The 23,446-nt window shown below is 51.4% G+C and carries 20 protein-coding genes and 1 pseudogene; 16 read left to right on the top strand and 5 right to left on the bottom strand.

Translation table 11 applies throughout. The annotated features are described in order from the left end of the window. Positions 1-49: 49 nt before the first annotated feature. The 4 genes from RHOLA_RS04405 (at position 50) to RHOLA_RS04390 (ending at position 2,506) form a co-directional block, all read left to right on the top strand. On the top strand, positions 50-643 hold the full coding sequence (locus tag RHOLA_RS04405; RefSeq protein WP_051636271.1) for a CDP-alcohol phosphatidyltransferase family protein: 594 nt from the start codon (positions 50-52) through the stop codon (positions 641-643). Positions 644-673: 30 nt separating this feature from the next. Then, entirely contained in the window at positions 674-1,144 is a 471-nt protein-coding gene (locus RHOLA_RS04400; RefSeq protein ID WP_051636270.1) for an FHA domain-containing protein, read from the top strand. After that, positions 1,144-1,845: a transcriptional regulator FtsR gene (gene ftsR / locus RHOLA_RS04395; RefSeq protein WP_038502625.1), complete on the top strand. Its 702-nt coding sequence runs from the start codon at positions 1,144-1,146 to the stop codon at positions 1,843-1,845. The genes RHOLA_RS04400 and ftsR overlap by 1 nt, the downstream gene beginning before the upstream one ends. A 112-nt stretch (positions 1,846-1,957) precedes the next feature. Next, positions 1,958-2,506, top strand: coding sequence for a MerR family transcriptional regulator (locus RHOLA_RS04390; RefSeq protein WP_038502622.1), 549 nt, complete (start codon positions 1,958-1,960; stop codon positions 2,504-2,506). A 312-nt stretch (positions 2,507-2,818) separates the two neighbouring features. Here the strand turns inward: RHOLA_RS04390 and RHOLA_RS04385 are convergent. Continuing rightward, positions 2,819-3,577, bottom strand: a pseudogene (locus RHOLA_RS04385) (ParA family protein); the annotation flags it as partial. A 69-nt stretch (positions 3,578-3,646) separates the two neighbouring features. Between RHOLA_RS04385 and RHOLA_RS04380 the strand changes: the two are divergent. From RHOLA_RS04380 to def, 3 genes are all read left to right on the top strand, one after another. After that, the gene (locus RHOLA_RS04380) at positions 3,647-7,054 is read left to right on the top strand and encodes a pyruvate carboxylase (RefSeq protein WP_038503979.1); all 3,408 of its coding nucleotides are present in this window, start codon (positions 3,647-3,649) and stop codon (positions 7,052-7,054) included. A gap of 85 nt (positions 7,055-7,139) precedes the next feature. Then, entirely contained in the window at positions 7,140-8,345 is a 1,206-nt protein-coding gene (locus RHOLA_RS04375; RefSeq protein ID WP_051636269.1) for a MinD/ParA family ATP-binding protein, read from the top strand. A gap of 30 nt (positions 8,346-8,375) precedes the next feature. After that, on the top strand, positions 8,376-8,873 hold the full coding sequence (gene def / locus RHOLA_RS04370; RefSeq protein ID WP_038502620.1) for a peptide deformylase: 498 nt from the start codon (positions 8,376-8,378) through the stop codon (positions 8,871-8,873). Here the strand turns inward: def and RHOLA_RS04365 are convergent. Beyond that, a complete protein-coding gene (locus tag RHOLA_RS04365; RefSeq protein ID WP_038502617.1) occupies positions 8,863-10,686 on the bottom strand; it encodes an AMP-dependent synthetase/ligase in 1,824 nt (607 codons plus the stop codon). The genes def and RHOLA_RS04365 overlap by 11 nt on opposite strands. Before the next feature lie 116 nt (positions 10,687-10,802). Between RHOLA_RS04365 and RHOLA_RS04360 the strand changes: the two genes are divergently transcribed. The 3 genes from RHOLA_RS04360 to RHOLA_RS04350 all read left to right on the top strand — a co-directional run bounded on the left by RHOLA_RS04360 (position 10,803) and on the right by RHOLA_RS04350 (position 13,899). Beyond that, on the top strand, positions 10,803-11,759 hold the full coding sequence (locus tag RHOLA_RS04360; protein ID WP_038502614.1) for an ROK family glucokinase: 957 nt from the start codon (positions 10,803-10,805) through the stop codon (positions 11,757-11,759). A gap of 76 nt (positions 11,760-11,835) precedes the next feature. Continuing rightward, the gene (locus RHOLA_RS04355) at positions 11,836-12,525 is read left to right on the top strand and encodes a lysophospholipid acyltransferase family protein (RefSeq protein ID WP_038502612.1); all 690 of its coding nucleotides are present in this window, start codon (positions 11,836-11,838) and stop codon (positions 12,523-12,525) included. A 12-nt stretch (positions 12,526-12,537) separates the two neighbouring features. Beyond that, the gene (locus RHOLA_RS04350; RefSeq protein WP_051636268.1) at positions 12,538-13,899 is read left to right on the top strand and encodes a class II 3-deoxy-7-phosphoheptulonate synthase; all 1,362 of its coding nucleotides are present in this window, start codon (positions 12,538-12,540) and stop codon (positions 13,897-13,899) included. 73 nt (positions 13,900-13,972) lie between these two features. On the opposite strand, the gene pknB is transcribed toward RHOLA_RS04350, so the two are convergent. Continuing rightward, the gene (pknB, locus tag RHOLA_RS04345; protein WP_038502609.1) at positions 13,973-15,913 is read right to left on the bottom strand and encodes a Stk1 family PASTA domain-containing Ser/Thr kinase; all 1,941 of its coding nucleotides are present in this window, start codon (positions 15,911-15,913) and stop codon (positions 13,973-13,975) included. Further along, a complete protein-coding gene (locus RHOLA_RS04340; protein ID WP_144239023.1) occupies positions 15,906-17,441 on the bottom strand; it encodes a muramidase family protein in 1,536 nt (511 codons plus the stop codon). The genes pknB and RHOLA_RS04340 overlap by 8 nt, the downstream gene beginning before the upstream one ends. Before the next feature lie 9 nt (positions 17,442-17,450). Between RHOLA_RS04340 and RHOLA_RS04335 the strand changes: the two genes are divergently transcribed. Beyond that, positions 17,451-17,798: an Rv2175c family DNA-binding protein gene (locus RHOLA_RS04335; protein ID WP_038502607.1), complete on the top strand. Its 348-nt coding sequence runs from the start codon at positions 17,451-17,453 to the stop codon at positions 17,796-17,798. A gap of 17 nt (positions 17,799-17,815) precedes the next feature. Here RHOLA_RS04335 and RHOLA_RS04330 read toward each other — a convergent pair whose 3' ends face one another. Next, the gene (locus tag RHOLA_RS04330; RefSeq protein WP_038502605.1) at positions 17,816-18,931 is read right to left on the bottom strand and encodes a polyprenyl synthetase family protein; all 1,116 of its coding nucleotides are present in this window, start codon (positions 18,929-18,931) and stop codon (positions 17,816-17,818) included. Positions 18,932-19,000: 69 nt separating this feature from the next. Between RHOLA_RS04330 and RHOLA_RS04325 the strand changes: the two genes are divergently transcribed. The 5 genes from RHOLA_RS04325 to RHOLA_RS04305 all read left to right on the top strand — a co-directional run bounded on the left by RHOLA_RS04325 (position 19,001) and on the right by RHOLA_RS04305 (position 23,442). Next, positions 19,001-19,357, top strand: coding sequence for a DUF3040 domain-containing protein (locus RHOLA_RS04325; protein WP_038502602.1), 357 nt, complete (start codon positions 19,001-19,003; stop codon positions 19,355-19,357). Between the two features lie 225 nt (positions 19,358-19,582). Continuing rightward, entirely contained in the window at positions 19,583-20,014 is a 432-nt protein-coding gene (mraZ, locus tag RHOLA_RS04320) for a division/cell wall cluster transcriptional repressor MraZ (RefSeq protein WP_038502599.1), read from the top strand. A gap of 98 nt (positions 20,015-20,112) precedes the next feature. Next, a complete protein-coding gene (gene rsmH, locus RHOLA_RS04315; RefSeq protein ID WP_038502596.1) occupies positions 20,113-21,075 on the top strand; it encodes a 16S rRNA (cytosine(1402)-N(4))-methyltransferase RsmH in 963 nt (320 codons plus the stop codon). Further along, entirely contained in the window at positions 21,072-21,653 is a 582-nt protein-coding gene (locus RHOLA_RS04310) for a hypothetical protein (protein WP_038502593.1), read from the top strand. The genes rsmH and RHOLA_RS04310 overlap by 4 nt, the downstream gene beginning before the upstream one ends. A 16-nt stretch (positions 21,654-21,669) precedes the next feature. Next, complete coding sequence (locus tag RHOLA_RS04305; protein ID WP_038502591.1) at positions 21,670-23,442, top strand: peptidoglycan D,D-transpeptidase FtsI family protein; 1,773 nt, start codon at positions 21,670-21,672, stop codon at positions 23,440-23,442. Positions 23,443-23,446: the final 4 nt, after the last annotated feature.

The following is a 23,446-nucleotide window of genomic DNA, read 5'->3' as shown; positions in this document are numbered from 1 at the left end:
GGCCCCGCTAGGTCCCTAAACACCGGCCACCCGGGCGTAAACTCAACCTATGGGCAATCAACCAACTCTCAGCATGAAGGAACAGTTCATGACTGTGCCGAACTTGCTCAGCATGTTGCGTCTGGCTTTGGTTCCAGTTTTTCTTTACCTGCTGCTTACCGAAAAGTATTTTTCTGCAATCGTGGTGCTTGCTCTATCCAGTCTCACTGATTACCTGGATGGCTATTTCGCCCGCAAATACAACCAGGTAACCCGTTTGGGCCAGCTGCTAGATCCCGCGGCTGACCGACTGTACATTTTTTCGACACTGGTTGGACTCAGCATCACCGGAATCATCCCGGTCTGGCTAGCTCTTGTCATTATCGGTCGGGACCTAGTCTTGGCGGTGGCCTATCCCATATTGGCTACCCACGGCTATGGTCCGCTGCCAGTTCACTACCTGGGTAAGACCGGAACCTTTGCCTTGCTCTACGCTTTTCCTCTGCTGTTGATGGCGTACATCTGGCAACCAATCGCTTTTATAGTCGAGCCTTTGGCCTGGGCCTTCGCGCTGTGGGGCGTGGGATTGTATTGGTGGGGAGCTGCCGTTTACCTGCGCCAGGTCGGCGATATCGTGAAAAAAGGCAACTCTAAAAACCATTAGGCTAGTGCTCTATAAGGAGTAGCAAGCAAAATGGAATCTGCAGAATTGGGCTTTGGGGGCTCGTCCGATGAGGTCGAATCCACCGCTGTTTTTAGCTCAGACCTACTTGCCGAATCCGGACCTTTCCTAGACAGCGAAGAGCAAAAAGCCATTGAGGCATTGCCATCGGGTTCCGCTCTTCTAATTGTTCAGCGTGGTCCAAACGAGGGCTCAAGATTTCTTTTAGATCAGGACCTCACCACAGTTGGCCGTCATCCAAATGCCGATATCTTCCTTGATGACGTCACAGTATCTAGGCGCCACGCAGAATTCCACCGTCACAATAAGACTTTTCAGGTTCGCGATTTGGCTTCGCTCAATGGCACTTACTACGATGGTGTTCGAATCGATGCAGCGATGCTCGAAGACGGTTCAGAAATTCAAATTGGTAAATTCCGTTTGACCTTCTACGCCTCTCGTGCCGATCTTGCTGCCCAAGACAAAAACGCAGGGGGAGAGTAATGGCGCAGACAGCTCCGGCCAAACTCTACGCCGCTCGTCCGGTAAAACTTTTCAACATCGGACAGGTTCTAAATGTTTTGAACCCGGATTTTCCAGACTTAACCCCATCAAAACTTCGCTTTCTTGAAGAGCAGGGTCTTGTCACTCCACAGCGAACTCCATCTGGATATCGCAAATTCACGGAGCTAGATATTGAACGAATTCAAATCGTTCTAGAACTTCAGCGCGATCAATATTTGCCGCTCAAGGTAATTCGAAACTACTTAGCCGACCTTGATGAGGGAAAGCAGCCAAGCCTGCCAGGCGGCACCGTAAACCCTCAGCACCTGCGTCAAAGTCGTGGCAAGAAACTCACCCGGATTGAACTTGTTGCAGAAACCGCAATCACCGACGCACTTATTCAGGAGGCACAGGACGTTCTGCTAATCGGCCAAGAGCCATTTGAGGCCTCAGACGTTGAAATCGCCCGAGCAATCGTTCACCTTCAGCGTTTTGGTATTCAACCCCGCCACCTTCGCGGAATCAAGGCCTCTGCCGAGCGCGAAATTGGAATTATTGAGGGTGTGGTTGCCCCGGTACTGGGTAAAAATGACACAGCAAGCCGATCAAGAGCGGCTCACTATGCGGCTGAAATTGAAAATCAATTCTCGTCAATCCGCGCAGAGTTGATTCGCTCGGTAATTGGCAAGATCGACGGCTAAAACCCTTTACATTGGGGCGACACGCCGAATAATTAAATTAACCCCACATCCGGTGGAATCAGGCAACAATTAAACCTGTACTTGAACGTTAGATAATCCAGAAGGGAGCTCCATGTCGCACACCGATATCGATGCTCCCGAGGGCTACTCGCAGGGAATGTTATTTACTGATGGCCTGCCATCTAACGATCCGAAAGTTGGCTACCGTGGCACATCTGCGGCTACAGCCTGCGGAATCAGTTACCGTCAGCTCGATTACTGGGATCGCACCGGACTAGTTCAGCCAACGGTTCGAGGTGCGGCCGGATCTGGTTCGCAACGTCTTTATTCTTTCCGTGACATTTTGGTTCTGAAGTTGGTTAAAAGACTTCTGGACACCGGTGTTTCCCTGCAGCAAATCCGCGTTGCCGTGGACCAATTGCGCGCTGCTGGAATCAACGACATGGCTGCCATCACGCTGATGTCCGATGGGGCTCGAGTTTATCTGTGCACCACTCAAGACGAGGTCATGGATTTGCTCAGCCGTGGTCAGGGTGTCTTTGGAATTGCCGTGGGCCGTGTGCTTCGTGAGGTCGAAGCCTCACTGGTTAACATCAAGGAAAACAATGTTGATGACGTTGATGAACTGGCTGCGCGTCGCCAGGTTAGAAAAGCTATTTAGCTTTTAGTCTTCTTTTTTATTCTCTTCGAGCCATTTGGTATCGGCCGGAGATAAATCCAAACTTGTAAGAGCCTCAAGTTGCTCGATTGCGCTCATCTTGCTCATATCCTTCGGCAATTGCACCGGTCCGGTTGGCAGAGTCGTGTCAATCTTTGGAGTCAGAGCCTGAAGGGCTGAATCTTCTTGCAGCGATTCCAGTTCCAATACCGCATCCAGGTTTTGTCCTCGCATGATTTTGCTGATTCTAGACATCTTCTTATCTGGCTTGACTCTGTGTTTTTCATAAGCCTCCATGAATGATGCAAGTGCGGCCTCTAAAATCTCATCAAAAATTTTGGCTAGCTCGGCCGCGTGGTCACCCGGCCAGGTGTGAATCGGCCGAGCCGCTCCCTGGGCCTGTTGAATTGTTGCCCGTTCTTCAATTTGAACGGTCATCAGGTTCTCGCGGAACATATCCTGAAGTTCTTGTGCGCGATAAGTGTGCTCTTTACTCTGTGGCCGCATTCGATTTATAACCACGCCCAGGGCCTGAAGTCTTGGGGTTAGCCCCTTGCGCAGTTCCTCAATTGCCCTCATCGCACGGTCAGCGGCAACCACAGAGAAAATGGACGGCTCCGAAACAATCAGAACTCGATCACTGGCCACCCATGCGGTCCGAGTCAGTCCGTTGATTGAAGGCGGTGTATCAATAATGACCAGGTCGTAGTCCTTTTCGATTCGGCTAAGTGCTTCTTCGAGTTTCCAAACATCACGGATTGTTGGGTTGGGGGTATCAAACTGCAGCGCTCTTGGGCTACCAATCATCACGTCAATGTGACCGGACTGAACTTTTCCCCAGGTGCTCGATACAATTGCTCTATGCACGATGTTGTGTTTGGGGTTCTGAAGGACATCGGCGACGGTCTCTCGAAATTCCCCGATGGCGCCTAATCCGGTTGAGGCATCACATTGTGGATCTAAATCCACAACCAAGGTGCGTAGGCCGCGAGCAAATGCAGCAGAGGCCAGACCAAGAGCAACAGTGGTCTTGCCTACGCCTCCCTTTAGGGAGCTAACGCTCATTACATGCACGTAAATAGGCTACCTTTTTATTAGAGGCGCCACGTGTCCATGTTCGCCAATACGATGCTTGAGGAACCAATGTTCAAGAAGATTCTGGTAGCCAACCGAGGCGAAATCGCCGTCCGTGCCTTTCGAGCAGCCTACGAGCTGGGTGCTAAAACAGTCGCCGTTTTCCCTTATGAGGACCGCAATTCCACCCACCGCCTTCAAGCCGACGAGTCCTATCAAATTGGTACCGTTGGACACCCGGTTCGCGCTTACCTTGACGTTTCTGAAATTATTCGAGTTGCCCTGGAGTCTGGCGCCGACGCCATTTACCCAGGTTATGGTTTCTTGTCTGAGAACCCAGATTTGGCCGAGGCGGCAAAAGCCAACGGAATCACGTTTATCGGTCCTTCATCTCAAGTACTCGAGATGGCGGGTAACAAGGTAACTGCTAAAGAAGCTGCCATTCGCGCTGGCGTTCCAGTACTTAAGTCAACTCCTTCATCTGCAGATGTTGATCAACTCGTTGATCAGGCTGACGCAATTGGCTTCCCAATTTTTGTCAAGGCGGTCGCCGGTGGTGGCGGTCGCGGCATGCGTCGCGTGGCCGCCAAAGAAGATTTGCGTGCAGCACTAATTGAGGCGTCTCGCGAGGCCGAAAGTGCTTTTGGTGATCCACGCGTATTCCTTGAGCAGGCCGTAATTCGCCCAAGACACATCGAGGTCCAAATCCTTGCCGATACCCAGGGCAACGTTGTGCACCTTTTTGAACGCGACTGTTCCATTCAGCGACGTAATCAGAAGGTTGTTGAAATCGCTCCGGCTCCGTTGATTGACGAGGAGCTGCGTCAAACCCTGTACCGCGACGCAGTTTCATTCGCTCAGCAGATTGGTTATCAAAATGCTGGAACCGTTGAATTCCTAATTGATACCGTTGGGGCAAACGCAGGAAAGCACGTGTTCATCGAGATGAACCCGCGCATTCAGGTTGAGCACACCGTCTCCGAAGAAATCACCGATGTCGACCTCGTGCAATCACAAATGCGAATTGCATCGGGGGAGTCGCTGAATGATCTTGGTCTAACCCAAGACAAAATTCAAATGCATGGATTTGCAGTTCAGTGCCGCATCACCACAGAAGATCCAGCACAAAATTTCCGTCCTGACACCGGAAAAATCACCACCTATCGTTCTCCAGGTGGTGCCGGTATTCGTCTAGACGGCGGAACAGTTTCAACCGGAGCCGAAGTCAGCCCACACTTTGACTCAATGCTGGTGAAGTTGATCGCAACTGGTCGCGACTTTAAGTCGGCGGTGACTAGAGCCAAACGAGCGCTAGCAGAATTCCGCATTCGCGGTGTCTCGACCAACATCGCATTCTTGCAGGCCGTTCTTGCCGATCCAATTTTTGAAACCGGTGACCTAAGCACATCGTTTATCGATGAGCACCCTGAGCTATTTACGGCCAAGGCCTCGCAAGACCGCGGCACCAAGATTCTTGCTTGGCTAGCCGACGTCACAGTAAATCAACCAAATGGTCCACGGGGTCACCACAGCAATCCCGGTTTGAAGCTTCCAAAGATTGACATCACAAAGCCAGCACCGGCAGGATCACGTCAACGTTTGTTGGAACTAGGTCCAGAAGGTTTTGCCAAGGCTCTTCGTGCTCAGAGCAACGTTGCCATCACCGATACAACTTTCCGCGATGCCCACCAGTCACTATTGGCAACGCGTGTGCGTGGTCGTGACTTGGTTGCCGTTGCTCCTTATGTTTCCAGACTCACTCCGCAGTTGTTATCGGTGGAGGCTTGGGGAGGTGCAACATATGACGTTGCACTTCGCTTCTTGGGTGAAGACCCTTGGCAGCGCTTGGCGCAATTGCGTGAGGCCTTGCCAAACCTGTGCATTCAAATGCTGCTTCGCGGCCGAAACACCGTTGGCTACACTCCGTATCCAACCGAGGTAACTGATGCCTTTGTGGCTGAGGCTGCGGCAACCGGTGTAGACATTTTCCGCATTTTTGATGCCCTCAATGATGTTTCGCAAATGAAACCTGCCATCGATGCCGTCTTGAAAACTAAAACAGCAATCGCTGAAGTTGGTCTTTGCTACACCGCTGATTTGTTGGATCCAGAAGAAAAGCTTTACACCCTGGATTACTACCTAAGACTCGCTCAGCAAATTGTTGACGCAGGTGCACACATCATTGCCATCAAGGACATGGCTGGTTTGCTTCGTCCAGCGGCCGCCGAAAAACTGGTGTCCGCGCTGCGTGAAAAGTTTGATTTGCCCGTGCATCTGCACACCCACGACACCGCCGGCGGGCAACTTGCCACCTTGATGGCGGCTATCAACGCTGGTGTGGACGCAGTTGACGTTGCTTCTGCGCCAATGGCGGGAACCACAAGCCAGCCTTCTGCTTCTGCTCTGGTTGCGGCTCTAGCAAACACCGATAAAGACAGCGGAATTCCGCTGTCTGCAGTGGCAGAGCTTGAGCCTTACTGGGAGGCAGTGCGAAATGTTTACGCGCCTTTTGAGTCTGGACTGCCTGGACCCACCGGTCGCGTTTACAAGCATGAAATTCCTGGCGGGCAGCTTTCGAATCTTCGTCAGCAAGCAATTGCGCTTGGGCTTGGTGATCAATTTGAAAAAGTTGAAAACATGTACGCGGCCGCCAATGAAATTCTTGGTCGTCCGACCAAGGTGACCCCTTCTTCAAAGGTAGTAGGCGACCTCGCTTTGCACTTGGTTGCTGTAAACGCAGATCCAAAAGACTTTGCTGAAAATCCGCAGAACTACGACATCCCAGATTCGGTGGTTGGTTTCATGGCCGGCGAACTCGGCGATCTGCCGGGCGGGTGGCCAGAGCCTTTCCGCACCAAGGTGCTTGCCGGAAAGAATCCAAAGTTTGGCATCACCCCGGTGAGCCCCGATGACCTCGCAGCACTTCAGGGAAGCGACTCCGCTCTCCGTCGATCCACCCTAAATAGATTGCTATTCCCGGGCCCAACAGCCGATTTCCTGAAGTCACAAGAGACCTACGGAAACTTGGATCAAATTGACACGGTTGACTACCTGTACGGATTGCAGCCGGGCGTTGAGCACGTAGTTTCGCTTTCGCGTGGAGTTCAAATTTACGTTGGCCTAGAGGCGATTGGTTCTCCAGACGCCAGGGGATTCCGAACTCTGATGGCCACATTGAACGGTCAGCTTCGCCCAATCAACGTGCGCGATCGGAAAATCACGGTCAATACAGTTCAGGCAGAAAAAGCCGATCCTGCCAACCTGGGACACGTGGCGGCACCGTTTGCCGGTGTCGTTACACTGCAGACCGTCGAGGGAACCCACGTTGAGGTAGGTCAGCCGGTTGCCACGATTGAAGCTATGAAGATGGAAGCCACCATAACCGCCTCTGTGGCGGGTGTGGTGAGGCGCCTAGCGGTCTCAAAGACCCAGTCGGTTGACGCCGGAGACCTGATTCTTGTGGTCGAAACCGAATAAAAGGGCTTTGCCGCCAATCAGCCGGTAAACTGACTAAGTTCGTTTGCGCGTACCTTTGTGCGCGACTAAAAACCAAGGAGTATCAGTGGCAATTTGGGGCAAAAAGCCTGAAGAAGGCAATAGCGATTTCCTCGCACCCCGTCCGGCTGAAGAGGGTACCCAGACTAAATCGCACTCTCTTGCCGAAGTCGCTGTCGATGCAGGATCAATTGACGTAACTCCAAGTACGGCTTCAATCAACGTTGTTGCCGAGGAGCCGCGCCTGGCTCCGGTGCAAGACGCAGAGGTGGCTGAGCTTCGTCGGTCAAACTACTCTCGACGCGATAGCCTTCGCGGCGAAATTTTTGATCAACCGGAACCGGCAGCAATGCTAACCGCAGATCGCCTGTTGGATGTCAGTGCCCGCAATCGTCCAGCTCCAGAATCCGGCTTCCGCCGATTCGTTTACTTTCTTACTCTGAAGACCGTTAACCTTGGCGATTCACTCAAGGTTCGTGAGCGTAAGGCGCTTGACGCACGCATCGGTGCTTCACTTTCCGGCGGAGCAAAGTTCGTACCCGTCCTAACCCGAAAAGGCGGTGTTGGCAAGACCACCGTCAGCACACTCTTGGGAATGGCCCTGGCCCTGTCTCGCGAGGACCGCGTGATTGCAATCGATGCCAACCCAGACCGTGGAACCCTGGCCGAGCGCGTCAGCAAGTCAACAAGATTCACCGTTCGTGACGTAGTGAATCGTGCGGCTGCCATCGATGGCTTCACTGATTTCTCAACCATGGTTTCTCGCGATGTCACTCGCCTTGACGTGCTCGCCTCTGACTCAGACCCAATGCTTTCCGAAGCCTTTGACGAGGGTGACTACAACGTCGTTGCCGACATGGCTGCCCGATACTACTCAATCGTCCTAACTGACTGCGGTACCGGAATTGTTCACTCGGTTATGCGCCCAACCCTGCAGCGCGCGACCGGTCTTGTGATTGTTTCCGGTGGTTCCGTTGATGAAGCTCGCCTAGCTTCTGAAACACTTACCTGGTTGGAAGCTAATGGCTACGGTGATTTGGTTCGCAACTCAGTGGTTGCCTTGAACACCGCAACTCAAGCAACTCAGCTAGTGAAACTAGATGAAATCGAACAGCACTTCAAGACTCGTGTTCGTCACGTGGTTCGAATACCTTATGACCCAGCACTAGCCGCCGGATCTGTAATCAAGTTCAAGGACCTTAAGAAGGGCACTCGCGAAGCCGCGCGTGAATTGGCTGCGCTTGTTGTCGACGGTCTAAACAACCCCGTCTAGAGTCAAGTTCAACACTTCGTAGAGAAGCAAATGACTGTCAGAGAGATTCGCCTTTTTGGTGATCCTGTTTTGAAAACCGTCTCTGAACCAATCAAAACCTTTGATCAAAAAACACAAGCGCTGATTGAAGATCTTTTAGACACCACGAAGCTTCCCGGTCGGGCCGGTGTGGCTGCTCCGCAAATCGGTGTGAATCTTCGTGCCTTTAGCTTCAATGTCGACGGTCAACTGGGCTACATCATTAATCCCGTGTTGGTTGAGGTGAGTGGAGATAAAGTTCTGCTGGATGAGGGATGCCTCTCAGTTCCAGAGCTTTGGCACAAGACACCGCGTTACGAGCATGCCAAAGCAAAGGGAGTTGACTTAGACGGAGAACCAATTGAGTTGCACGGTTCAGGCCTCATGGCTCAGATGCTTCAGCACGAATGCGATCACCTAGATGGCCTGGTTTATCTTGATCGACTCGAAGGCGAAGAGCGAAAAATCGCCATGAAAAACCTTCGGGCGACTGATTGGTTTATGAAATAATTTCGCCGGTAACCGGACCAGACTGGTAAATCTCATCGATCGCCGGACCAAAGTCACGCATAACCGCTTCACGCTTAATCTTGAGCGATGGAGTCAAGTGACCGGTTTCTTCGGACAGTTCCTGACCGATAATCGTAAATTTACGAATTGATTCGGCCTTTGAGAAATTCTTGTTCACTCTGTCAACGGCAATCTGAATTTCAGCAAGAACCTTTGGTTCCTTGGCGGCCTGGGCCAATGACAGAGACTTGTCTAATCCGTTGTTGCCAAGCCAAATCGGTAGCATCTCCGGGTCAAGAGAAATGAGAGCAGCAACAAATGGCTTTTGGTCACCAATAACGATTGCCTGACCTACCAGTGGGTTTGCGCGTAGTGGATCCTCGAGAGTTGCTGGTGCCACATTCTTTCCGCCAGCGGTTACTATCAGCTCTTTCTTGCGACCGGTAATGCTGATGAAGCCTTCGTCATCAATTTCACCGATGTCGCCTGACTTGAACCATTCACCATCGAAAGCTGCAGCGGTTGCGGTTGGATTTCTCCAGTAGCCACGCAAAATATTATTGCCGCGCAAAAGAATTTCGCCGTCATCGGCAATCTTGATTCCGGTTCCCGGAAGCATTAGGCCAACTTTGCCAATTCGCAATTTGTTTGGGCGGCCGATTGACACTGGGGCAGTGGTCTCGGTTAGTCCATAACCTTCAAGCACAGTCAATCCAATCGCGCGGTAGAAGTGGCCCAGGCGGGCGCCAAGCGGGCCACCGCCCGACACGGCGTACTTCACTCGTCCACCCATTGCCGCGCGCAGTTTTTTGTAAACCAATTTGTCAAAAAGCGCGTGCTGGATTTTGAGACCTAGAGATGGGCCAGTTGGAGTATCCAGTGCCTTTGAGTAAGCGATTGCTGTGTAGGCTGCCTTGCGGAAAATTTTTCCCTTGCCACCGGCTTCTGCCTTTTGTTCTGCTGAGTTGTAAACCTTTTCAAAAACGCGCGGCACCGCAAGCAAGAAGTGGGGCTTAAAGCTTTGCATTGCAGGTGCAACGTTCTTTGAGTCAGGTTGGTGGCCAACTTTCACTCCACCGTGAACGCAGAGCACAGAAATAAATCGTGCGAATACGTGAGCGAGTGGCAAAAACAGAAGCGTGCTGTGGCTTGGGTTTACCACTTCAGAAATTTCAAGCGTTGCGTTTTTGCTGAGCTCAACAAATCCGCGGTGTAAAAGTTCACAACCCTTGGGTTTGCCGGTTGTGCCGGAGGTGTAAATAATTGTGGCCAAGTCAAACAACCCCGATGACTTTCTACGCATTTCGATTGTTTCATCGGTGATTTCTTTGCCAATTTTTTCAAGTTGCTCAATGGCTCCACCCTCAATGTTCCAAACTTGGCGACACAGGGGAGCAGAATTTTTGATTTCCTCAAATCTTGACTGGTGCTCATCGTTTTCCACGAACAGCGCTACACAGTCAGCATCAGAAAGAATCCATTCAATCTGAGATGGAGCAGATGATTCATAGATTGGAACCGGCACGGCACCCGCATACCAAAGGGCAAAGTCAATTAGTGCCCACTCAAAGCGCGTACGACTCATAATCGCCACGGATTGGCCAGGTTGAATCCCGGCGGCAACCAAGCCCTTTGCCACGGCAATAACTTTGTCTTCGAATTGTTTTGCCGTTAGGTCAAGCCAGACTCCGGGCTTTGACTCGATGGCGAAAAGATTTAGGTTCGGTGTGAGCTTGACTCGATTTGCCAGCAGATCTGTGATGTTCTCGGTTGGATCACTAACGACAATTGGGGGCACATCGTATGACTGCACAGCGTCTCCTATGACTCAAATGTTTCTTGCGATAACTCTACTTTGATGCCGGTAAACTTTAGACGACTTGGCCCTAGGCTTATTTCTAGCCCGAAAATAGTTCTAAAAGAGGAAAAATGCACGCAATCGGAATCGACATTGGCGGAACCAAAATCGCTGGTGCCTTGGTCGATGAAAATGGCGCGATCATTCGCGAGTCTCGCGTAGCAACACCGGTGGCCGACCCAGATGCACTTGTGGCAGCGGTAGTAGGTCTCGTTGACGAACTTAGAGCCGATGCCCCGGTTTTGGGTGTGGGTGTGGCCATGGCGGGCTTTATCGATCACCAACAAGCCAATGTGATTTACGGAACTAATTTCGGCTGGAAGAATTTTCCACTCAAATCAGAAATTGAGTCCAAACTAGACATTCCGGTAATTATTGAGAACGACGCCAACGCAGCTGGTTGGGCCGAATACCGATTTGGTGCCGGACAGGGGCACCAACACATGGTCATGTTGACCCTTGGCACCGGCGTGGGTGGCGCAATTATCGTTGACGGCAAAATGCTTCGCGGTGGCTTTGGCGTCGCCGGGGAACTTGGGCACATGCGGGTAGTACCAGATGGAATTCCTTGCGGCTGTGGACAGTGCGGCTGTATCGAGTCGTACGCCTCAGGTACGGCTCTGCTCCGAACCGCAACTGAATTGGTGGAATCTGGCGATCCGGCAGGCAAACGATTGGCCGAACTTAAGGCTGCGAATGGCAAATTGACTGGCGCCGAGGTTTATCAAGCCCTAACCGAGGGAGACCCAGGCGCCCTGAAGCTTTTGGTAGACCTAGCCAGCTGGCTTGGTCAGGCAATTGCATCGTTAAGCGCGATTCTGGATCCCGAAATCGTTGTTATCGGTGGCGGGGTAAGTCAGGCCGGGGAAATCCTGCTGACTCCGGTTCGTGAGGCGTTCAGAAAATACGCCCCAGCCGGCGGGTTTAGGCCCGAACTAGCCATCGTCACGGCTGAATTTGTCAATGACGCCGGGGTAGTGGGCGCTGCGGACCTCGCTCGCGTATCGCTATCCCCAAAGGTAAACTAAACCTTTATAGTCTGCCGGCTCGGATGGGCTAGCTAATTTTGAGGCCTAAAGACTGGTGCTGAGGAGGGAATAGTAAGTGGCTTACTTTATTCTCAAGACCTTTGTGCTTGGCCCATTACTGAGGGTTTTATTTCGGCCTTGGGTTCGGGGCATGGAAAACATCCCGGCCACCGGCCCGGTAATTTTGGCCAGCAACCATCTTTCTTTCTCCGATTCCATCTTCTTGCCGTTGCAATCCCGCCGCCCAGTAGTTTTTCTGGCCAAGAGCGAGTACTTCACTGGCAAGGGTATTAAGGGTGCACTTACTCGATGGTTTTTCAAATCCACCGGCCAACTTCCGATTGATCGCAGCGGCGGTAAAGCGTCTGAGGCATCCTTGAACACCGGACTAAAGGTGCTTTCGCAGGGCCAGGTGCTTGGTATTTACCCAGAGGGAACCCGCAGCCCCGATGGAAGACTCTACCGAGGTCGCACCGGTATCGCGCGAATGGTCTTGGAATCAAAGGTGCCGGTAATTCCCGTAGCCATGATTGACACTGAAAAAGTTCAACCAATTGGAAAGCGACTACCGCGGATTCGACGCATCGGAATCGTGGTTGGCACACCGCTTGATTTTTCAAGATTTGATGGCATGGAAGGTGACCGCATTGTTCTTCGTGCCGTGACCGATGAAATCATGTACGAACTTCGGCTGCTAAGTGGCCAAGAATATGTTGATGCTTACGCATCATCGGTAAAAGAAAAACGAGCTCGTCTCGCTAGATAGGGAAGTCAAAAGATGAATGATCAAATAGTTGCGGCAGATCCAGCGGTACTTGCTGGGCTTGACAACTATCTGAAACTTCCTGCAGCCCAACAGCCTAACTGGCCAGATGCCAACGCGGTAGCCGAGGTTCGGGCCGAACTTGCAAAGATGCCTCCGCTGGTTTTTGCAGGTGAGGTTGACATTCTTCGCGACCGTTTGGCTGCCGCTGCGGCTGGAAAAGCCTTTCTACTGCAAGGTGGAGACTGCGCCGAAACTTTTGCAGATGCAACTGCCGATCGGATTCGGAATCGAGTAAAGACCCTGCTGCAGATGGCTGTCGTGCTTACCTACGGAGCATCATTGCCGGTGGTAAAAATGGGTCGAATGGCGGGTCAGTTTGCGAAGCCTCGTTCAAGTGACACAGAAACCCGCGGCGATGTAACTTTGCCCGCATTCCGTGGCGACATCGTGAATGGCTATGACTTCACAGAGGAAGCACGTGTTCCAGATCCGCAGCGAATGTTGAAGGCGTACCACACTTCGGCCTCGACTTTGAATCTAATTCGTGCCTTCACCCAAGGTGGTTTCGCAGATCTTCGCTCAGTTCACGAATGGAACCGAGGATTCGCAAACAATCCGGCTAACGAGCGCTACCTCTCTTTGGCTCAAGAAATTGATCGGGCTATCAAGTTCATGGCAGCCTGTGGTGCAGACTTCAACGAATTGCGAACCACCGAGTTCTACACCAGCCACGAGGGTCTGCTGATGGACTACGAGCGTCCGCTTACCCGAATCGATTCCCGCACTGGCAATCCTTACATCACCTCGGGGCACTTCATTTGGATTGGTGAACGCACCCGTCAAATGGATCACGCCCACGTGGACTACCTGTCGAGAGTGCGAAACCCAATCGGTGTAAAGCTAGGCCCTACAACTCAGGTTGAAGATATAGTCGAGCTAATCGAGCGTTTAGACCCAAATCGAGAGCCTGGTCGCTTGACCTTTATTACTCGAATGGGCGCTGGCAAGATTCGCGATGAGCTACCTAAGTTAGTTGAGGCTGTTCGCGACTCAGATGCCAATCCGCTTTGGATTACTGACCCAATGCACGGCAACGGCATTACTACAAAAAACGGTTACAAGTCTCGACGATTCGATGACGTCATGGATGAAGTTCGCGGATTCTTTGAAGTTCACAAGGCCGCTGGAACTTTCCCAGGTGGCGTCCACGTAGAACTAACCGGCGATGACGTAGCGGAGTGCCTTGGTGGATCAGAGCAAATCGATGAGGCTAGCCTCGAGGAGCGGTACGAGTCACTGTGTGACCCTCGCTTGAATCACATGCAATCGCTGGAACTTGCATTCCTAGTCGCTGAGCAACTGGCTAAACGATAAAGCACTTAATAAAATAAAATTTCCCCGATAGCGATTCGCGTCGGGGAGATTTTTGTTCGAGGATTTAGGGCAATTACCTTGTTGAGATGGTTATTGAATCGCCAACCCGCATTTGCGTTCCAGCCGCCGCACTCTGTCGTTTGACTGGAACTACGCCCCATCTAGTTGTTAGTTGATCAGTATTTACCACAACTCTCAAGCCAAGACTTTCTAGTGCCGCTTTGGCTGCAAGAACCGTTTGCCCAATCATGTTAGGCACCGTCACGATGTTAGGGCCTTTTGAAACTACAAGATTGACCGTTCCGTTTTTACCTAGCGGTTCGGACTGCGGGATCAGACTAATCACCTGACCGGCGGCGATTGTGTCGCTGTAGTCCTCGGTGATTTCGTTGATCTTCAGGCCCACTGCCTGGATTGCTGCTACTGCTGCTTCTTGTTCTAATCCAGCAACAACTGGTATCGCACCGAGTGAAACCGAAAGATTTATTTTGCTGGTCTCTGGAATTTGATTTCCATCCGCCCCAAGGTAATCAAAAACTTTTCCTAGGGGAGCTTCATTAAATGCTGAGGTAACTTCGCCGAGACTGAATCCTGCCTTGACAATTTCAGCAGTTGCTTCAGCCAGGTTTAGGCCAAGCAGGTTTGGTGCGTTGACCAAACGGGGGCCACTCGAAACATAGACGGTGATTGTTCCGCCAAAGAAGAAAGAACCAGCCGCAGGATCTGTTCTAATCACTAGCCCCTTTGCTACGGTGGCTGAATTTTCTTCGGCTATAGCTATGTTCGCTTTGAGATTTGAAAGGGTCACCTGCGCTTCATCGGCTGTTCGGCTGGTGAGATTAGGAATAAAGTTCAACCCACCCGGGCCGCTGCTGAACCACCAACCAGAACCTGCGCCAAGTAGAACGATGAGCAGAGTGGTAATCAAAATCCCAAATCCACGACGCTTTCTCCCGATTTCTTCTAGGGGATTCAGCTGTTGATCGGTGTAGCCAAGGTCATCCAGAACTGCAGTTTGATTGAAATTTCCTAGATCTGAAATTACCCGGGTGTCATCTGCATCAAGTCTTGAAATATCTGGGTTCAGAATTTGCGTGGCGTCATTGGCGACAGTTGGCATGACGGTTGTGCTGTTGAGGTTTGAAGAATTGACCGTGGGAATACCAATGGCCGTGTCTTTGCGACCTGCTTTAAGTTCAGCTTTCGCGCGTTGAACAACTGCCAGTAATTCAACGGCGTCGTTAGGTCGATGTGCAGCATCGCGAGCGGTGGCCCACAGTACCAATTCATCCAGCAGCGGTGGCACGTTTGGGTTGTATTTTGACGGAGCCGGAACGTTGTCGTTTGCGTGCTGGTAGGCAATCTGAACCGCTTGCTCACCCTCAAAAGGCTGTCGCCCGGCAAGCATTTCAAAGAGCATAATGCCGGCCGCATACACATCGCTTCTGGCATCGGCGGTTCCGCGCATCACAAGTTCTGGTGACAGGTAGGCAACGGTGCCTACCAGCGAACCGGTAGCGGTGTTGTTATCAATGTCTCTGGCTAATCCAAAGTCGCCAAGTTTGATTCGGCCATCATCAGCAAGCAAAACATTCTCAGGTTTTAGATCGCGGTGCAAAATGCCAGCGCGATGCGCTGCAGCTAGGCCACTGAGCATCGGTTCAAAAAGATCCAGCGCGCGTTTCCAATCTAAAGCGCCAAAATCTTTGAGGGCATCCCGCAGTGTTATGCCTGAGACAAATTCCATGGCCATGAACGCCATGTCGCCATCTTCGCCTTGATCGAAAACATTTACCAAATTGGGGTGTGAAAGTTTCGCGGCAATGCGCGCTTCTCTGATGAATTTGTCTCTGAATGAGATGTCGTTCGCAAGGTGCGGATGAATGATTTTCAACGCAACTTTGCGTTCCAGTCTCAAATCCACTGCTAGATAGACGGTTGCCATCCCACCTCGAGCAACAATCTGCTCTACTCGGTATCTTTCACCGATTATTCGGCCCGCTAGATCAGGCATTGGGTTCTGATTCTGTGTTGTCGGAAATTAATTGATCCAGCCACACCCAGGCAGAGGCTTCCCATTTGGCGTATGCATTTGGGTATGCCGAAATTTGCACGGCCTGAGCTGCCTCGGTTAGCGATTTACTTGACCAGTTTTTTACATCAAGAAGGCCCCGGGCAACGCCATAAGTTGGGCTGGTTTTTCCACCAAAAAACGCTCTTGCCGCGTACTCCGGATTCATGATTTGTTTCACTGAACCCCAGTGTGCACTTGGTCTCTGCTGGAATAGGCCAACCGAGTCCCGGTCGCCATAGCTTAGGTTTTTCAGACTTGATTCCTGCATTGCGGTCGCAAGAGCAATGACAATGCCGTAGTCACTGACTCCAAGTGATTTTCCAACCTGATAAATAATCTCGGCATTGGATTTCATCTCGGCGGTCATCGGCGTTAGGTCGGGGCAGTGCTTGATCTGATGAACGCCGGGGATAACTAATTTTTGCCCGATGTAAATCATTGATGACCAGGTTAGATTATTTTCGCTCAAGATTGATTGGGTGCTCAATCCATAAACCGCAGCAATTTTGCTCACCGATTCACCCGGCTTTACCGTGTGAAATCCATGAACAGAGCACACATCAGAGGGACGATGCGGATCAGTTGAACTAAGTCCGCCACTCAAAGGGGTTGCCAACGGCTTTGAATTAGTTTTGGGTTTGACCTCAGTGCTGCTGGCCTGGGTTTCCCTTAACTTGATAACCTGACCGCCGTAAACCAATGACGATTCAGTGAAACCATTTACCGCAAGCAATTTACTCAGCGCAAGCCCGTAATGGTTAGCAATTGAGGCAAGGGTTTCACCCGGCTGCACAGAGTGAGATTCTGGCACCGGTGGTTTTTTAGTTTTAGGAATTACCGAACCAATGGTCAAGCGCTGCCCGGGAAAAATTATGGCTGCCGCTGAAAGTTTGTTCATAGACAAAACTGTTGTTACCGAAATCCCATGCTGCTTGGCTATTGATTGAATGGTTTCGCCACGTTTCACCACGTGAACTGTGGCGGCATCGGCTTTGAGCTGGCTAGACGGCACCACTGCATTTGGAACTAATTTAAGTTTCTGACCGGGCACAATTAGCGACTTGGCCGACAGGCCATTAATCTCAAGTAGCTGATTGGTGGAAAGTTGAAACTTTCTTGCAATTCTGCTGACAGTATCGCCGGGTTTTACCGTGTAACTAAATTGAGTTGCGGCAGCTCGGGGGATCGCTGCGGCTGAGCTTGCAGGTGAGGCTGAATTTTCAACCGGCTTGGGCGAATCTGAGCCCACTGACTTTAATTGATCATCGGCCAATCCGGTCGGCTCCGCCGCTGCAACATCTGCTCCTGATATTGCGCCAACGATTGATATTGGCACGGTGACGAGCGCAATTCCCAGCGCACTCTTGTCACGTTTTTCGTCCAAAATATCTACATTTCTACTGGAGTAGCCAGCCAATATCATCGCACGGTGCGGGTTTGATACCCGTGAAGCGCTCAGGTGTGGCAATCTTGTCTTGTGACCGATGTATTAGACCAAGTTAAGTCTTGGATTTCTGTGCCAGAAGCCGCTGAACTTCTTGGCGAGCCCGCTGGCAGAATTCGCCGTTGGATTGAAGAGCATCATCTAATCGCCATAAAGCGAGATGGTGTTTTGATGATTCCCGCCGAAATAATTGTCGACAAAGAGCCGCTGCCCAGCCTGCCAGGAACGATGATTGTGCTTTTGGATTCAGGCTTGAGTTACGAGTCTGCTTTCAAATGGCTTTACACATTCGACGAAAGCCTGCCTGGAACCCCAATGGAATTTTTGCTTAAGGGTCATAAGTCTGCTGTCCGACGCCTTGCAATGTTGCTGGCCCTTTAGGGTTTTTAGTTCGAGTTTTACGCTTGGCGATTAATTACTTTTAGAGCCAATTCGCGCAATTCGATTTTGGCGCGATCGTCAATCTCTAGCGACTCAAGAGCGTTCAAGCTCTCGTCTGCCAGCTCTTCGATCATGCGTTCAGACTTTGCTAGCGCTCCGGAACCAATGATTGTCTGCTGCAGAAAAGAAATCTGTTCGCCGGTTAGGTTTCGACTCGACAGCATCTCGTCAAAAATTGCACCAACCGATGAAGTCAGCGATTCACGGGTAAGCGCCACCAAAACGGTTCGCTTGCCCTCGCGAAGGTCATCGCCGGCTGGTTTCCCGGTAATTGCGGGATCACCGAATACCCCAAGAATGTCATCTCGCAACTGGAAAGCCATGCCAAGGGGAATTCCAAAGGCTGAAAGACCACGCAAGAGGCTAGGCGAAGCACCGGCAAATGCGGCACCAATCAACATTGGCGCTTCAATGCTGTACTTTGCTGTTTTATAAAGGATTACCCGATTAGCCCGGCCCACAGCTTCGTCGACAGGACGGGTGTTTGCAGCGTTTTCTTCGAGCACGTCTAGATACTGACCCGCCATGACTTCAACTCGCATCTTGCTGAATTCCGTGCGGCAAGCGGTTTCAATCGATGGTTCGGGGGCCTGCAAAAGCGCGTTCCCAAAAATTTCGCTGCTCCATCCCAGCATCAGATCGCCAACTAGAACCGATCCGGCAACTCCAAATCGCTCGGGGCTGCCAGCCCAGCCAGAGGCCGAGTGCAAGGCCTCAAAACGTTTGTGCACGGATGGAGCCCCGCGCCGGGTGTCTGATTGGTCAAGCAAGTCATCGTGAACTAAAGCGGCGGCGTGGAACATCTCCAGGGCGGCCGTTATGCCAACCATGGCCTCGGCAGAGGCTTCGCGCTGGGACTCGGTTTGGCGAACATCGGCTCCGGCAAGGGCACCCACCCAAGACCAATAGCAAAAAAGGGCTCGAAAACGCTTTCCGCCCTGCAATAGATCCCGGGTGTAGTCAACGACCGGGATTAGGTCTGGGGATATTTGCTCAAAATCGCTTTTCCGGGCGACGCAAAACTCATCCAAATGGTCTTGAATCAGGCCAAGAAGCACTTTAGTTTCACTCACGGGAATAGCCTAACTTGACGCAGGTGTTTAGACTCTAGATAGCAACGCAAATCGGCAAAGGAGTTACAAATGGGACTCTCCGAGAGAGAACAGCAGTTACTCGATGAACTTGAACGCGGCCTGTACGCCACAGATTCAGGGTTAGCCCACAAGCTTGGCAAGCCAGGGGCTAAATCTCCTAGGCGCATCATCGCTGGCGGTTCGCTGGCTGTAATAGGGCTATCGCTTTTGGTCGTGGCTGTTATCTTGCAGTTTGCCCTCTTTGGGGTGGCTGGATTTTTGGTCATGTTGGCTGGATTGATTTTGGCGACTTCCTCAAACCCGGGCCTAGAGAGCCCAGCCAAATCCCAGCCCAAGCCGCAGTCTTCTCGGCCGGATCGAAAGTCGTTTTTTGAAGATCGTTGGGATAGGCGACAAGGCCAGTAGCACCAGCCAGCTATAGCCGCACCCCAAAAACCCACCAAATTTTGGTGGGTTTTTTCGTTTTTGCCCAAATCACGAAATTTTCCTCCACTTGCTATATCCCGCTTATTTATTGACAATTAATACACGCCGAACCAAAAAATATGCCAAATATTTCTCATTTGTGGAGAGAAGTGGTGTATTGTGGGGAATAGCGCAAGATCGATGTCGAGAAAGGGGGGAACGCACATGTTGCTTGGCACTCACGCACCAAAGCTTGATGACAAGGGGCGCGTCATCCTTCCGGCAAAGTTCCGCGAAGAACTCCAGGGCGGTTTAGTAATTACCCGTGGACAGGAAAACTGTCTTTACGTATTCAGTTCGGCTGAGTTCGCTGCAGTGCACGACAAAATTCGTCAGGCTCCAGTGACCAGCATCGAGGCCCGCAACTACCTTCGCGTTTTTCTATCTGGCGCTTCCGACGAACTCCCTGACAAGCAAGGCCGAGTCACCATCCCGGCTGCACTTCGCCAATACGCAGGTCTTGATAAAGACCTAGTGGTTATCGGTGTTGGTGCTCGTGCAGAAATTTGGAACGCCAAGTCTTGGAACGAGTACTTGGCTCAGCAAGAAACAGCCTTTGCGAATGTAGCGGCGGAGGTGATTCCGGGACTCTTCTAGCCCTAAGGCTAGGACTCCAGCTATTTCACCTGAAACCAAGCCAGGTAGTAAATGGATGGGGCCCTAGCACTAGGAACTCAGAAGTAATTGGGCTTCAAATGAACAAAAACATCTCTGAACTTCACGATCCAGTTCTTTTAGAACGCGCCATCGAACTTCTTGCTCCAGCTTTCGAAATTGAAACGCCAATCTTTGTTGATTGCACGCTTGGTCTTGGCGGTCACAGCGAGGCGTTCTTGGATCGTTTCCCAAACCTCACCCTCGTGGGCATTGACCGTGACCCAAGTGCACTTGCACTTGCAGGGGAGCGACTTGCTCGCTTCGGAGATCGTGTCAATCTAGTGCACGCGGTTTACGAAGAGATTGAAGACGTACTAGAAGAGCTGAATATCGCTGAAGTTCACGGCATTCTGCTTGATCTAGGTGTCTCTTCGATGCAGCTGGATGAACGCGACCGCGGGTTTGCCTACTCGTATGAGGCTCCGCTCGACATGCGTATGGACTCAACCACTGGAAAAACCGCGGCGGAGGTTGTTAACAGTTACAGCGAGTCAGAGTTGGCTCGAATTTTTAAGGAATATGGCGAAGAGCGCTATGCCAAGGGTGTAGCCAGGGAAATCGTAGCGGTTCGAAAGTCAGTGCCATTCAGCACGAGCACGCAGCTGGCTGGACTTATTGCCAAGATCATCCCATTCATTCCCGGCAAGAGCTCGGGACATCCGGCAAAACGAGTATTCCAAGCGTTGCGCATTGAAGTGAATGGCGAGCTGGAGGTGCTCGAGCGCACCATGCCTGCTGCGATTCGCGCTCTAGCTGTCGGTGGCCGAATCGTTGTGATGTCCTACCACTCGCTTGAAGATCGCATCACCAAGCAGGCTTTGGTGGCGGCGGCCAATTCATCGGCACCAATTGAGTTGCCCATTGAACTTCCGGAGCACGCACCCGTGCTTCGCCTGCTGGTCAAGGGCGCCGAAGCCGCGACCGCTGAAGAAATTGCAAGAAACCCACGTGCTGCCTCGGTTCGTCTGCGTGCAGCTGTAAAGATCCGGAGAGCAGCATGAGTGCCATTCGCCTGGCCACACCAAATCGCCAAGTCACTCCCGCAAGAGCGCAATTGCGAGCTGTCTCCGTGGCAAACTCCAGAGCTACCAAGGTCAACACCAAGCTAGTGAGTTTGCTGACATTTGGAGCTCTCTCAATTGCCTTCGCCAACTTGGTGCTTCACATCCTTACCTCTAGTTCGGTATACGAGCTGGCAAGTCTGCAGCAACAGGCCCGTGAACTGAACACCACTTCGCAAATTATCGCCGATGAAGTTGATTCGCTTTCGTCTCAGCAAAACCTCTCAAACTCGGCCCAAAAACTTGGCATGATCGCAAACGCAAATCCAGTTTTCCTCAGCATTGCTGAACAAAAGGTTTACGGTAAGCCAACTGCTGCACTAAACACCGATGGTCGTGTAGCGAAGAATCTAATCGCTAACTCCGCAATGACAGCTGTATCTACCGGGCTAAGTGCCTCCGTGGCCTCAGCTGACGCAGCCCCCGATAAACCAGCGGCAAATGTCGCTAACCAAAAACCAGCTGCAGTTCAAGTAATTTCTAATGGTGGCGCAATTCCAGCTTCACCAACTCACTAGATAGGCAGGTCGGCAGATGGCATATCTGACGCCTGGGGATCCATCTAAGCGCCTCAATAAAGTAATTGCGGCCATCCTAATTTTGGTAGTTGTTTTTGCAATTCGACTGATTGATCTTCAGATCATCCAAGCAGATTCGATTAACGCCAAGTCCTATGAAAAGCGCGCGGTAACTCGGGTAATTCCTGCGTTGCGCGGAGAAATTCTGGACGTGCACGGAAATGTCTTGGCTAAAACAATTCTTCGATATGACATCAATGCCGCCCCTAGCAAAGTTGGGCCAGTTTCAAGAAAAGTTAGTGGGCAAACCGTAGCAATTCCGGTTGAGCAGGTAGCCGCTGAAATTGCAGCAATTCTTGGCATGACAGTTGAAGATGTCACCGCAAAAATAATCGGTACCGGTGAGTACTCTCAAATTAAAAAGCGCGCTAACGCCTCTGAGTATCGCAAGATTCTTGCTTTAAACATTCCTTGGTTGTATTACGACCCGGTGGCTGAGCGCGTCTATCCAAATGGTGCGGTAGCCGGAAACATTCTTGGCTTTATTACCAGATCCGGGCTGATGGAAGGCATTGAGCAGCAGTACAACAAGTGCCTTGCCGGTATCGATGGCGAAGAGTCCTTCGAAAAGGGTAAAGACGGTATCAAAATTCCATCCAGCGTAGTCACAACCAAAAAAGCAGTTCCCGGAAAAAACGTTCGCTTGACAATCGATGCAGACCTTCAATACTTTGCCCAACAGGTCATGGCTTCAACGGTCTCTTATCTCCGCGCAGATTGGGGAACGGCAACCGTGATAGAGGTTAAGACGGGAAGGATTTTGGCCGCGGCAGAGGCACCATCCGTTGACCCGAATGATCCTGGTAAGTTATCGGCTGATGACCGAAGGGCCCGAATCTTTCAGGCCGCATTTGAGCCAGGTTCAACTTTGAAAACAATCACTGCAGCTACGGTGATTGACACTGGAATGGGATCGCCAAACATGAAGGTCATGGCTCCCTATGGTATGAAGATTCCTAATTCAAATGGCTACACAGTCACCGACAGCCATTTTCACCCGCTTGAGCAGCTCACTATGACCGGAGTCCTGGCTGAGTCATCCAACACCGGCATCATGAACGTCGGCAAGGTAGTGGACTGGAAAACTCGCTATAGCTATTTTGAAAAGTTTGGTCTTGGTAAGCGCACATCAATTAATTTCCCCGGCGAGGGTTCTGGTTTGCTGAACTCACGCGAGGTTTGGTCAAATGATGGTGTCAAGCGATACGTATCGATGTTTGGTCAGGGTGTCTCCGTTACTCCGATTCAATCCGCCATGATGTATCAGGCCATTGGCAATGGTGGGGTCAGATTAAATCCAATTTTGGTAGACGGTTGTGAAGCCGACGTCAAAAACTTCAAAAAGGCTGAGATTAAGCCAGGCACCCAAGTAATTTCCAAGGGCACCGCAGCGCAAACTCTATCCATGCTCGAACGAGTTGTGGAGTCAGGAGCAATTGGAAAGTACGGGGCCATTCCCGGGTACCGGGTTGGAGCAAAAACTGGCACCGCCCAGATTCGGGATGAAAATACCGGAAAATACGCTGGCCCATACGCAATTTCTTATTTTGGGGTAGCCCCGATTGAAAATCCCCAATATGTGGTAGCTGTAACTGCATTCAAATCTCGCACGGTCGGATCCTCTCTGGGAGTGGCCGTTCCTTTCAAAAAAATAATGCAACAAGTTTTGCGTACCTATCGTGTTCCACCTTCGACAACTGAGACTTCTGACTTACCGTTGACTTGGTAAACCT

The organism is Rhodoluna lacicola (assembly GCF_000699505.1).
GTDB classification, from domain to species: Bacteria; Actinomycetota; Actinomycetes; order Actinomycetales; family Microbacteriaceae; genus Rhodoluna; species Rhodoluna lacicola.
Note: the sequence above shows the minus strand (reverse complement) of the source record. Positions and strands in the feature narration are given on the sequence as shown.

Coding starts and splice junctions, on each gene's coding strand:
- RHOLA_RS04405 (WP_051636271.1), top strand. CDS start 50: ATGGGCAATCAACCAACTCTCAGCATGAAGGAACAGTTCATGACTGTG.
- RHOLA_RS04400 (WP_051636270.1), top strand. CDS start 674: ATGGAATCTGCAGAATTGGGCTTTGGGGGCTCGTCCGATGAGGTCGAA.
- ftsR (WP_038502625.1), top strand. CDS start 1,144: ATGGCGCAGACAGCTCCGGCCAAACTCTACGCCGCTCGTCCGGTAAAA.
- RHOLA_RS04390 (WP_038502622.1), top strand. CDS start 1,958: ATGTCGCACACCGATATCGATGCTCCCGAGGGCTACTCGCAGGGAATG.
- RHOLA_RS04380 (WP_038503979.1), top strand. CDS start 3,647: ATGTTCAAGAAGATTCTGGTAGCCAACCGAGGCGAAATCGCCGTCCGT.
- def (WP_038502620.1), top strand. CDS start 8,376: ATGACTGTCAGAGAGATTCGCCTTTTTGGTGATCCTGTTTTGAAAACC.
- RHOLA_RS04360 (WP_038502614.1), top strand. CDS start 10,803: ATGCACGCAATCGGAATCGACATTGGCGGAACCAAAATCGCTGGTGCC.
- RHOLA_RS04350 (WP_051636268.1), top strand. CDS start 12,538: ATGAATGATCAAATAGTTGCGGCAGATCCAGCGGTACTTGCTGGGCTT.
- pknB (WP_038502609.1), bottom strand. CDS start 15,913: ATGCCTGATCTAGCGGGCCGAATAATCGGTGAAAGATACCGAGTAGAG.
- RHOLA_RS04325 (WP_038502602.1), top strand. CDS start 19,001: ATGGGACTCTCCGAGAGAGAACAGCAGTTACTCGATGAACTTGAACGC.
- mraZ (WP_038502599.1), top strand. CDS start 19,583: ATGTTGCTTGGCACTCACGCACCAAAGCTTGATGACAAGGGGCGCGTC.
- rsmH (WP_038502596.1), top strand. CDS start 20,113: ATGAACAAAAACATCTCTGAACTTCACGATCCAGTTCTTTTAGAACGC.
- RHOLA_RS04310 (WP_038502593.1), top strand. CDS start 21,072: ATGAGTGCCATTCGCCTGGCCACACCAAATCGCCAAGTCACTCCCGCA.
- RHOLA_RS04305 (WP_038502591.1), top strand. CDS start 21,670: ATGGCATATCTGACGCCTGGGGATCCATCTAAGCGCCTCAATAAAGTA.